We start from the raw sequence: 12238 nt of genomic DNA on the forward strand, positions 1-12238 counted from the left end.
ATTGGGGGGCAGATAGTATAAGTGCAACCAGCGGCTTTCATTCTCCTACGATGCATGTATTTATGTCCGGCAGGATAAGGCGACTAGAGCCATCGCTTTGGCGCCGGCTAAGTCTTCTTTATCCTACGATGCAAGTGGTTACGTCCGGCAGGATAAGGCAACTAGGGCTATCAGCTTCGCTCGGGCTTGGTGCTAGCCAAGTTTTCTTTATACTAACAGAAAGTATAAGTTTTGGGCAGATAGCATAAGTGCAACTAAGGCTTCCGCCTACGCTAGAGGCTTGGCGCAAGCCAAGTTTTCTTTATCTAAAGTGAAAGTATTTTTAGTCGTTTCTGTATAAAAGTTGTTACTTGCTTCCTTTAGTTTCTTGTACTACTTTCCTCACGTTGCTGGCTTTTTGCATGTAATTTGGATAAACTAGAGGATGATATGAACTATTATAGTTATCGTTTGGGAGATAATAGCATGCATTTTGTGATGATTTTTCTCGATGGGTTCGGGTTAGGTTCAGAGGAAAATAACCCTATCGTAACAGCACGAACTCCGAATATCGATCAATTACTCGGTGGTCATCTTCTTTGGGGGGATCGATCCATCGTCAGGGGGAAAACAAGACTCGCTCCGTTAGAGGCCACTCTGGGTGTGCCGGGGACTCCGCAAAGTGCGACAGGACAGACCACCCTCTGGACGGGAGTGAATGCTTCAAAAGTTTTGGGCTATCACCTTAACGCCTACCCTAATGATAAATTGGCCCAGGTGATCGCGGGAAAAAGCATTTTCAAGCAATTAGCTGACCGCGGGAAGCAGGGGATGTTTGCCAATGCGTTTACTCCTCAATATGAGCAGCTCGTGGCGAGTGGGAAAAAGCGTCATTCGGCCTCAACCTTATCCGCCATGGCAGGCAGAGTAAAGTTACGGAGGATACCTGATTTAAAAGCAGGAGGGGCCGTTTATTTTGATATGACGAATCAGGTTCCGCGCGAAGCGGGGGAGGATGTGCCCTTAATTTCGCCAGAGCAAGCGGGGAGGAACTTAGGACGATTGGCCTTAAATTATGATTTTACGCTCTATGAGACCTTCTTAACGGATGTTTTTGGTCATAAACAAAAATGGCAAGAGTCCATCCAACTAATTGAACAAATCGATGCATTTCTCGGTGGTTTTTTGCAGGCCGTTAAAAATGAAGAAGTAGCTTGGCTTTTAACCAGTGACCATGGGAATATCGAGGATTTCGCGATCAAGGGGCATACACAGAATCGGGTACCGGCGTTAGCTTGGTCGAATTCTTCAATAGAGTGGCCCCCTTGGATGACGTTAGCAGATGTTACACCCGGTATTTTAGAACTACTGAGTTAGAAAAGAGGATCAACTAATATGGTTAATCAAAACCATTCCGCAGGACAAGAGATGGAACTGCTGGCTCCGGCCGGGAGTTTCGAAGCCTTTAGGGCTGGGGTTGAGAATGGGGCAGATGCGATTTACCTCGGGGGTAAAAGTTTTAGTGCGCGAGCGAGTGCGGCGAACTTTGATGCTGAGGAACTCCGTCGTGCTGTTCAATACGCCCATGAACGGAATGTTAAGGTCTATGTCACGGTCAATATTCTCATTGCCGATCAGGAATTTCCGGAGCTTTTTGAATATCTCTTTTCCCTTTATGAAACGGGGGTGGATGCAGTCCTCCTTCAAGATATCGGGGTAGCTGATTTAATCCAGAGCATTTTACCCGAAATCGAACGGCATGCCAGTACGCAAATAACCGTGAACACGTCTTGGGGAGTTCATCATCTTGAAGGGCTGGGTTTCCAACGCGTTGTTTTAGCCCGAGAAACCTCAGCTGAGGAGATGAAGATGATTTCCCGGAAAACGCCACTGGACATCGAAGTTTTTGTCCATGGTGCGCTTTGTGTTTGTTACTCGGGACAATGTTTGATGTCGAGTTTCATTGGGGGGCGAAGTGGGAACAGAGGAAGGTGCGCGCAACCTTGCCGGATGGCCTATCATTTGGTCAATGAGGAGCGTTCCGATACCCTCAAGGATGTTAACTTGGGGGAACATTTGCTCAGCCCGCGTGATATGAATTTAGTGGACGAAATTACGCTTCTCAAAGAGAGTGGCGTGTATTCCTTAAAGGTTGAAGGCCGAATGAAACGTCCGGAATATGTGGCTACCGTGATTCGGGTTTACCGACAAGCATTAGATTATGCTTTGGCAGAGAATTCCAGGCAGAGCGAAGTGAAACCGATTGGTGAAGAGGAAAGAAGAGAGCTTCTGCAGATTTTCAACCGAGATTTTACTCAGGCCTACCTTAAGAAACACCCGGGCGCAGAACTGATGAGCTATATGCGCCCCAATAACCGCGGGATCCGTTTGGGCCGCGTCGCACAGACTCAAGATGATCGGATCGAGCTAAAGCTGGAAGCGGCGCTGCGGCCAGGGGATGGCATCGATTTTTGGACCAGTCGGGGTCATGAAGGGATTACCGTGGAAACGATCTGGCGTGGTCAGGAAGAAGTGGCTGAGGGCCGGTCTGGAGAGCATGTTCAAATTATATTTCCCGGGAGTAAGACCAGAGCAGGAGATCGTGTCTTTAAGACCTATGATGAACAATTGATGACCAAGGCTCGCCTAAGCTTTCAAGAGGGAAAGGAACAGCGCAAGCGCGCACTGAAAGCTCGTCTGAGTGGTTCTGTGGGGGAATTCCTCACCTTGGAAATGTGGGAAGGGGAGCGCTCAAGTAAAGTTCAATCGACGAGCCTGGCGCAGCAAGCGCTTAAGCGTCCGTTAACCCAAGATTATGCCTTCCAGCAGTTAAACAGGTTGGGAACCACACCTTTTTATTTGGAAGAGTTAGTTCTGGACTTACAGGGAGAAGTTATGCTTCCGGTCAGTGATCTCAATGAGATGCGCCGGCTTGCTGTGGAGGGACTTTTACAAGAAGGCGTTCCGCGGAAACAGATTAGGCGGGCGGTGTATGATCAGCGCATTCAGGACTGGAAAAGGAAATTAGCTGAGGAGCACGAACAACTTGTTCAAGCGGAAGCACCGGATGGGAGAGCTTCTCAGGATAGCTCGCGTAACAATCGAAACAGTGGAGCCACTCATCATCGCCAAAAGCATGATACTCAGAGTTTGGCGGCCGAGCGGCTGACCGTCTCGGTGAGTGATCTGGAATCCGCGCGAGCGGCCTTGCAAGCAGGTGCGCGTCGGATTGCGATGGGTGGAGAACGCTGGCGATCACGTAAGGGAATGACTCCCGAAGAGGTACGCGAGGGCGTCGAGCTTTGCCAAAAATACGAGGCTCAAGCTCTATGGCGCTTACCGAGAATTCTCAATGAGGGACAAAGTGTAAGACTGCAGGAAATCCTGGATAAGGCCAAAAACTGGGAGAAGCGTCCCCGAATATTACTAGCAAATCTGGGAGAACTGGAGCTTCTCAAGGAAATCGATCCGGAATGGGAATTTGAGACGGATTTTTCCTTAAACGTTTTTAATCAAGCATCTTTGGCTTACTGGTTGAGGCAGGGAGCGCAGACGGTTACTCTTTCTCCAGAAATGGAACATCATCAACTTGAGCAGATAAGCTCTTGGCCGAAAACGGAGATCATGGCCTTCGGAGATCTAGAAATGATGGTTAGTGAATATTGCCCCGTAGGAGCAACTTTAGGTGGGAAAAAAGGAAAATATTGCAGTGCACCCTGTGTGCGCGAACCCCATTACTTAAGGGACCGCCTGAAGTATGATTTCCCTATCGAGACGGATTTAGATTGTCGAATGCATCTTTTTAATGCCAGAAGCCTTAATTTATATAAAGAACTGGGCGAGATCGCCAAAATGGGAATCGGAAATATCCGTTTACAACTCAATCGCGCTACCCCAGAGCAAATCCGGGATACGGTTCGAGTCTTCCTAGAGGGTTGGGAGAAGGCCTTACACGGCGAGCAAATAACAGAACAGGAACTTGAACACGTCAGCGCTTATTTGGCAGAGCGATTCCCAGAGGGATTTACGAAGGGACATTATTTTCGAGGGATACTCTAAATGAAGCGATTATCAAGAGGAGATCTATTTTTGAGATAAAGGGAGAATAGCATGGTTATCAATGAGCGGGTTATCCGAAAGCTGGATTTTGATAAAATCCTGGAACGTTTAGCGGAACGCTGCCTTTTACCCCGTGCCCAGGAAATCGCCGAGGCGTTGCGCCCCTATGCTAATCAGGATCAAGCACGAGACGCCCTCGCCGAAACTGGAGAAGGAAGAGCACTTTTAAGAGTTAATCCCTTATTTACGGTGCGAGGAGCGAAGGAAGTACGGCCTTTATTGGAACGCTGCCTCCGAGGAGGGACGCTCTCTCCTGAAGAGCTTTTGCATATTCGGGATACCCTGAAGGCAGCTCGTCAAATCAAACAAAGTATTATTGAGGGAAAAACGGAGACACCCCACTTCCGAGCGATCGTTTTGGGCATTGACCCACCGAAAGGAATTGAGGACGAGATCACCCTCTGTATTACGGAGGATGGGTTTGTCGCTGATCAGGCCTCATCTCAACTCGCGGAATTTAGGCGGGCCATCACGCGTTTACAAAAACGGATTCGAGATACTTTGGAGGGGATTATCCGCAACTCTGCGAACCAAAAAATCCTCCAGGATCCGATTATTACCCAGCGATCGGATCGCTATGTTGTACCAGTAAAGCTAGAGTATCGTCAATCTTTTCCAGGAATTGTGCATGACCAATCGGCAAGTGGAGCGACCCTATATATCGAGCCGATGGCAGTGGTGAATCTGGGTAATGAATTAAGGGAAGTCACCCTGAAGGAGCAGCGTGAGGTACAACGAATCCTGCTCCAGCTCTCCGCTCATGTCGAAGGGGACGCAGAACGGATTGCTGATGCCCATGAGGGATTAGCTCAGGTTGATTTTATCCTAGCTAAGTCACACCTCAGTGAGAAAATGAATGGTGGGGCGCCGGAACTTTCCGACCAGCAGGAAATCAAACTGGTACAAGCTCGTCATCCCCTGCTCAGTGGTTCGGTTGTTCCTTTAAATATCGAATTAGGGAAACACTTTGATACCGTGGTCATTACGGGACCTAATACCGGGGGGAAAACTGTCGCGTTAAAAACCGTCGGTTTACTTGCAGCCATGGCCCAATCAGGGTTACACATTCCGGCTGAGGCGAATTCACGCGTCGGCATCTTTACCCGCATCTTTGTGGATATCGGGGATGAACAGAGTGTCGAGCAATCCTTAAGCACCTTTAGTGGACATATGAAGAATATTGTGGAGATTATTCAAGGAGCGGACAGCCGTTCCCTGATTCTGCTTGATGAAATCGGAGCTGGCACAGACCCCACAGAAGGGGCAGCTCTCGCGATGGCCATCATTTCCGAGCTTCATGAGCGGGGTTGCCGGATCATTGCCACCACTCACTACGGGGCACTCAAAAATTTTGCCTATAACACTCCTAGGGTGGAGAACGCTTCTGTGGAATTTGATGTGGAGACGTTGCGCCCAACCTATCGGCTCCTGATCGGCATCCCGGGAAAAAGCAACGCATTCAATATTGCGGGACGCCTTGGGTTAAATTCCACTATCCTCGAGCGTGCAAAATCGTTTGTCACGGAGCGGGAGATGCAAGTGGCCGATCTGATCGAAAACCTGGAGGATACCCAACGTGATATTGAGCGAGAAAAACGCCGCATTCAGGAAGAACGCCAAGTTATCGAAATAAAAAGCAGTCAACTTAAAGAAAAATCGTTAAGCCTGGAAGAGGATTACCAAGAACGACTCACCAAAGCCCAAGATGAAGCAACAGAGCTCCTCCGCCAAACGCGGCGTGAAGCCGAAATTTTAATCGATGAGCTGAAGCAAGCCTTAAAGGAAGAACATAAGGATCAACACACGATTGAACGAGCTCGACAAGGAATAAGGAAAATCTCGAATAAGCTTGGCGTTAAGGAAAAGCCCAATAGGATAAGCACAGGGGATGGGTTATCCACTGGGGAAATTAAGTTGGGCCAAACCCTCTATCTGACCAAGCTTCGACAGAAAGGACATGTTCTTAAACTTCCCAATGAAAGTGGGAAAATCTTTGTCCAAGTCGGTGTGATCAAGTTGAATGTTCCTATGAATGAGGTACGCCTTGTCAAAGAGGAAAAGGTCAGCAAACCGTTGCGCGCTGAAACCGTTGGCCAGGGTCGAATTGGACTGGGTAAAGCTCAAAATGTCCGGACTGAAATTGATCTACGGGGGATGATGGTGGAAGAGGCAACTGAGGAGTTAGATAAGTACCTCGATGATGCTGTTTTAACTGGGGCGGGTCTAGTCTATATTATTCATGGAAAAGGAACGGGTGCCTTACGTGCCGGAGTTCAGGCCTTTCTCAAGGGTCATCCTCACGTTCAATCGTTCCGTCTAGGTGAACATGGGGAAGGAGACTTCGGGGTTACGGTTGTTGAGTTAAAATAAGATTTATAATAAAGAAAACTTGGCTTGTGCCAAGCCTCTGGTGTAGGCGGAAGCCTTAGTTGCACTTATGCTATCTGCCAGAAATTTATACTTTCTGTTAGTATAAAGAAAACTTGGCTTGCGCCAAGCCTCTGGAGCAGGCGGAAGCCTTAGTTTCACTTATGCTATCTGCCCCAAACTTATACTTTCTGTTAGTACAAGAAAGGGCCTGCACCACTGGGTGCAGGCCCTTTGTAAGTTACATTAGTTAGAGTGTGTTATTCTGGTTTAGTCGGTATGGTAAGTTTGGCAACAGGGGACGTTTCCGAATATTTTGATGTCTTCGGATCTTTAAAGGCAGCCTTGAAAACATATTCACCCGGAGATGGACTTTTTCCATCTATACGTAAAGGTACAGTGATGAGATCTGATTTCCCGGGCTGGGCTTGAGGCGTATAGGGTTGAAAGTTTTCCTGACTCGGAAACTTTGCATAGAGTACTAGAGTGAGCGCTTCACTGCCTGCGGGATAAGAGACCGGCATACTCGCGATTCCCTTAGCAGTGTCATAAGCGACAGGTCCTAAAGTCGGAATAGGCATCCGTGGATCTACGGTGGGTAGACTGGTCACCTCTCCGTTTCCCGTGTAGTACTCGGTCGGAGCTCTAAAGGGTGCTTCATCACTCGGCCAGCTTAGAGAGGAACTGCGGTCGGTAATGTTGAGGAAGACTTTGGTTACTTTATTGAGGGTTTTATCCCCGGCGAGATAGGTCGGATGATCGGCGTCGATATCCTTTGTTACCCAAATATCGCTGACCTGAGTCGGTAAATTTCCTTCAGCCGCAATTTCAGTTTGAATAAACTGGCTTGGAGTCAAGGTACTGGGTAAAAATCCAGACTTCGTATCAATCGCTCCACTGACAATGCCAGCGGGCCGTTTAAACTCAGACTGTACGGGTTGATCTTCGAGTGCCACTGTCATGACCTGCTTCCAGATTTGTGCGGGATAAGCACCTCCGTAAACGTTTCTTAAGTAGTGGTTAGTATCAGTTTGATCATAGCCCATCCATACGACTCCCACATAATTCGGTGTATATCCTGCGAACCAGGCATCTTTATTCCCTGATCTCTTACCAAAATTGTCGGGAAGTGACGTTGTCCCGGTTTTACCCGCGACTGCCCAATTCCCGATCTGAGCCCGAGTACCTGTACCTTCAGTAACAACGCCCCGAAGCAGGTTGTTCATCAAGTAGGAGGTAGTCTCCTTCATCACTCGTTGTTGGGTTATTTGGGGGGTAATAATATTCTTGCCGTTTGAATCCTGAATTTTCTCAATGGTATGAGCGGTAACGCGTACCCCATTATTGGCAAAAGTACCATAGGCTGAAGCCATATCCAGAGTTGTGACATCAGCTGTGCCGAGGGCTAAGCTGAGAACACGATTACTGTTTTTCAACGGAAGACCGAGTTTGTCTTTACCAAACGACCAACCGTAATCTACGCCGATTAAGTTCATGAGCTTAACAGCGTAGACGTTGACCGAGTTTTCAACGGCATAACGCATGGTTATGCGCCCCTTCCAGCCGGAAGACTCAGTATCAAAATCTACTGGAGAGTAACTTTTACCATCTCCAGCATTGTAGCTTACCGGCATATCATCAAGAACGGTTCCAGGGTAGAAGCCGCCCTTTTCCAAAGCGGGGCCATAGACCACTAACGGTTTAATTGTCGAGCCGGGTTGCCGAGTCGCTTGCGTTGCTCGGTTAAAGCCGAGGGCGGTTGTATATTCACGACCGCCGACGACCGCACGTATAGCTCCAGTCGTTGGGTCCAATACGCTCATCGCGCCTTGAACTTTCGTACTGTCATTACTCTGAGGAAAATTAGCCGAATTCGCAAAGGCAGCTTCAGCAGCGGCTTGGATTTTCGAATCAACCGTGGTATAAATTTTTAATCCTCCATTAAAGATTTGATCTGGAGTGAGTTTATAGTTATCTCCTTCGAGTTCTTGAATAACAGAATCGACAAACCAAGGAAATTTGTAGTCTGAACCCGCTACCGAGGTTCGTTGAGCTGAGGCTCGGTTCTTATTCATATTATCAACATAGGTAAAAGGGGTATCCTTTGCTTTATTATATTCATCTGAAGAAATAATTCCTGTATCTTTCATGACTCCAAGCACAATCGTTCTGCGGTTTTTCGCGTCATCGGGATGAATATAAGGGTCATAGCCGCTTGGAGCCTGGGGTAGACCTGCAAGTAACGCTACTTCTTCAGGCGTGAGGTTCCCTAGGTCTTTACCAAAATAGGTTTTTGCAGCAGTCTGAATTCCAAAGGAGGATTCTCCAAAGAAGATCCGGTTTAGATAAAAGGTCAGAATTTCATCTTTGGTATATTCGTGCTCCAACTGAAGCGCGAGAACGACTTCTTGGACCTTGCGGGTTAGATTTTTTGACGTGGGGTCTTCGATAAAGGCATTGCGGGCAAGCTGAATCGTGATCGTGCTTGCTCCTTCTTTACTCGAGCGAGATTTAATGTCATTGATCGCCGAGCCAACAATCCGAATTGGATCGACCCCGTAATGGCTATAAAAGCGCTTGTCCTCAACGGCAACAAAGGTTTTTTTCACGATATCCGGGATTTCTGAGGACTTTACTATCTGCCGATTTTCATCGGCATGGAGGGCTGCAATCTGTTCACCATCTTTGTCATAGACAATTGAGGACTCCTGCTGATTTGTTAAGGCAGCAGGGTCCCATTTGGGAGTCTTAGCAATAGCTGAAATCACAAAGATTAGGATCGCGATCAAGGCTACTGCAATAATTGAACCACTAGTCAGGAGGAAGACACGCCATTTTGATAAGCGTTTTTTCCGTGACGATCGGGTTGTTTTCTTAGGGGGAGATGCCATTTTGTTACCTCCTGTGTATTTTGTCACATCGAAATTATACCATATTTTATTCGACCATCAAACTTAATCCAACCTATCGTCAGGTTAACCGCCAGGACGAGGGGGTTTGAACAGCATGTTTCGTAGGTGCTTTAGCGGACGCATCAAGGTTGATATAAACGAGATTAAAAAGTATAATAAATAAAATATGGATTTTTAAGGTAAAGGAGGAGCACAAACATGCATATTCTGGATGACTTGAAAAATAGAGGTCTTATTTATCAAAATACGGACGAAGAAGCGCTGCGTAAGCGTTTAGATACACCTATTACCCTTTATTGTGGATTTGACCCTACAGCGGATAGCTTACATATTGGCAGTCTACTCCCGATTCTGGTATTACGTCGTTTTCAATTAGCAGGTCACCATCCGATTGCTTTAGTTGGTGGGGCGACAGGTCTGATTGGGGATCCGAGCGGTAAGGTTAATGAACGAACCCTTAATCCCAAGGAAACGGTTGAAGAGTGGTCTGCCAAAATAAAGGCTCAGTTAGCAAAGTTTCTAGATTTTGATAATAGCTCAGATAATCCTGCGATCCTAGCGAATAATTACGATTGGTTGGGTTCGCTTAACGTGATTGAGTTCCTCCGAGATATCGGTAAAAATTTTTCGATCGGGACGATGCTGGCCAAAGAATCCGTCGAATCAAGAATGAGCCGCGGGCTCTCCTTCACGGAATTTAGTTACATGATTCTTCAGTCTTATGATTTTATGAAGTTAAATGAGCTTTATGACTGTGAATTACAAGTGGGTGGAAGAGATCAATGGGGTAATATTACGTCGGGGACAGACCTAATTCGTCGGATGTCGGTGGATGAGGGTAAAGAGGTCCATGGGTTAACCATGCCTCTCGTGACCAAAAGTGACGGGACGAAATTTGGGAAAACAGAATCAGGAACGATCTGGCTCGATGCGGAAAAAACCTCACCCTATAAGTTCTATCAATTCTGGTTGAATGCAGATGACAAGGACGTGGTTCAGTATCTCAAATACTTTACGTTCTTATCTATTAAGGAGATTAAGGCTTTAGAAGAAGAAGTTGCGACCCAACCTGAGAAAAGAAATGCCCAACGGGTCTTAGCTCAGGAAGTGACGGAGCTCGTTCATGGACGAGAAGCTCTAGAACGTGCGGAGAAGATTTCTCAGGCACTGTTTACGGGCGGTTTAGAGAACCTTAGTGGCAAAGAAGTAGAGGAAGGGTTTAGTGATGTTCCGTCAACTATAATAAGAGATCAAGAGATTTCTCTTGTTGATCTTTTAATTCAAGTTGGAGCGGTTTCCTCAAAACGACAGGCTCGTGAATCCATTGAAAGTGGAGCAATCTATATAAATGGGGTTCGACATATGGATATAGCCTCCGTAGTTGCACAACTTGATAAGTTAGATGACGCGTTTCTAGTGATCCGCCGTGGCAAGAAAAACTACTTTTTGGCGAGAATTTCAAATGAAATTAGTGAAATTTAAAAGGGTTGCCCCAAGAGCTGAAATTCGAGCTTTCAGCCTGGGGCAACCCTTTTTGCAGATTGAAGAGGTTTAAAAGAGCAAAGATTAAAAGTTGTAATAATTGAGGCCCACATTATTGCGCGCTTTAGTTACATACTCTTGGGCTACTTTTCGCGTTTTTTCCGCTCCCATTTTGAGCACATCGACAACATAAGCTTTATCGTTAGCATATTGCTCACGCTTTTCTCGATAGGGGGAGAAATAATCCCAAATGACGCCAAAAAGCTCTTTCTTGACATCCCCATAACGTAATCCAGGGGTTTCGAAGCGTTCTTTGAGTTCTTGCTGACCATTCTCGTCAAGAAACAGAGAATAGATATCGAAGAGGGGATTATCTTGAATCGACTTCGGTTCTTCAACCGGTGTAGAATCTGTTTTAATCGCCATGACCCGTTGACGCATAGTTTTTTCGTCAGAGAAGATATCAATGGCATTTCCGTAGGATTTAGACATTTTCTGGCCATCAATCCCGGGAATGGTGGCGATATCCTCCTCAATATCGGCTTCGGGGATGACAAAGGTCTCGCCAAAGGTATGATTAAAACGAAGAGCGATGTCACGGGCAATTTCGACATGTTGTATTTGATCTTTACCAACAGGAACTTTGTTGGCGCCGCAGAGAAGGATATCGGCGGCCATAAGGACCGGATAGGCGAATAAGCCATGGGTGGCAATAATTCCCTTAGCCGTCTTATCCTTATAAGCATGACTACGTTCTAACAAGCCCATGCTGGTGACTATAGATAAGAGCCAACTTAATTCATGAACTTCGGGGAGATCGCCTTGTACCCAGAAATAGGACTTTTTCGGATCAAGACCCAGAGCGAGAAAGTCCATAGCAGCATCGAGCGTCTTTTGCCGAAGAAGATTAGGATCGGTAACAGTAGTCAACGCATGATAGTTGACAATGAAACAAAAGAGTTCACTTGATTCCTGGTAGTCAATCATGCGTTTCATCATCGCAAAGTAGTTACCGAGATGAAGATTACCTGAAGGTTGAATTCCTGATAAAACACGCAAAACAAAACACTCCTTAATATATAGTAGATGAGTAAATTCAAATGAGATGTCCTGTTACCTATTTTAACAGCTTTTGGCCTTTTCTATAAAGAGATATTTTAAAAAAGAAATAATTACTCTATTCGATCAGAAAAGACAAGAAGGCATTTGAGGGAAGACAATAGAGTAAACCATGATAAAAATTTAGTTATTGACACCCATGACCCACTGTGATATTCTAATTGAGCGCCACGGAACAGACATTCCAAGCCAGCAGCAATGCAGGCGGGTGCAAGCCGGACTCGAAATTAACACTTGACTTGAAAGAGAGAAAATGTTAA

6 protein-coding genes are annotated in these 12238 nt (G+C 46.4%); 4 read left to right on the forward strand and 2 right to left on the reverse strand.

Going from position 1 to position 12238, the window contains the following annotated elements:
- Positions 1-465: 465 nt before the first annotated feature.
- The 3 genes from VM640_RS04150 to VM640_RS04160 are packed head-to-tail and all read left to right on the forward strand — an operon-like array spanning position 466 to position 6468.
- The gene (locus VM640_RS04150) at positions 466-1356 is read left to right on the forward strand and encodes an alkaline phosphatase family protein (protein ID WP_325390157.1); all 891 of its coding nucleotides are present in this window, start codon (positions 466-468) and stop codon (positions 1354-1356) included.
- 18 nt (positions 1357-1374) lie between these two features.
- The gene (locus VM640_RS04155) at positions 1375-4038 is read left to right on the forward strand and encodes a U32 family peptidase (protein ID WP_325390158.1); all 2664 of its coding nucleotides are present in this window, start codon (positions 1375-1377) and stop codon (positions 4036-4038) included.
- Positions 4039-4089: 51 nt separating this feature from the next.
- On the forward strand, positions 4090-6468 hold the full coding sequence (locus VM640_RS04160) for an endonuclease MutS2 (protein ID WP_325390159.1): 2379 nt from the start codon (positions 4090-4092) through the stop codon (positions 6466-6468).
- Between the two features lie 257 nt (positions 6469-6725).
- Here VM640_RS04160 and VM640_RS04165 read toward each other — a convergent pair whose 3' ends face one another.
- Complete coding sequence (locus VM640_RS04165) at positions 6726-9356, reverse strand: transglycosylase domain-containing protein (protein WP_325390160.1); 2631 nt, start codon at positions 9354-9356, stop codon at positions 6726-6728.
- Positions 9357-9575: 219 nt separating this feature from the next.
- On the opposite strand from VM640_RS04165, the gene tyrS reads away from it, so the two are divergent.
- Positions 9576-10859, forward strand: a complete 1284-nt coding sequence (tyrS, locus tag VM640_RS04170) for a tyrosine--tRNA ligase (protein WP_325390161.1) — start codon at positions 9576-9578, stop codon at positions 10857-10859.
- A gap of 84 nt (positions 10860-10943) precedes the next feature.
- Here tyrS and trpS read toward each other — a convergent pair whose 3' ends face one another.
- Positions 10944-11918: a tryptophan--tRNA ligase gene (gene trpS, locus VM640_RS04175; protein WP_325390162.1), complete on the reverse strand. Its 975-nt coding sequence runs from the start codon at positions 11916-11918 to the stop codon at positions 10944-10946.
- Between the last annotated feature and the right edge of the window lie 320 nt (positions 11919-12238).

Source organism: Desulfitobacterium sp., from assembly GCF_035539115.1.
In the GTDB taxonomy this organism is placed as follows: domain Bacteria; phylum Bacillota; class Desulfitobacteriia; order Desulfitobacteriales; family Desulfitobacteriaceae; genus Desulfitobacterium_A.

Bases quoted from the DNA above. Each gene is read 5' to 3' on its own strand.
- VM640_RS04165 (WP_325390160.1), bottom strand. From the start codon at position 9,356: ATGGCATCTCCCCCTAAGAAAACAACCCGATCGTCACGGAAAAAACGC.
- tyrS (WP_325390161.1), top strand. From the start codon at position 9,576: ATGCATATTCTGGATGACTTGAAAAATAGAGGTCTTATTTATCAAAAT.
- VM640_RS04160 (WP_325390159.1), top strand. From the start codon at position 4,090: ATGGTTATCAATGAGCGGGTTATCCGAAAGCTGGATTTTGATAAAATC.
- VM640_RS04155 (WP_325390158.1), top strand. From the start codon at position 1,375: ATGGTTAATCAAAACCATTCCGCAGGACAAGAGATGGAACTGCTGGCT.
- VM640_RS04150 (WP_325390157.1), top strand. From the start codon at position 466: ATGCATTTTGTGATGATTTTTCTCGATGGGTTCGGGTTAGGTTCAGAG.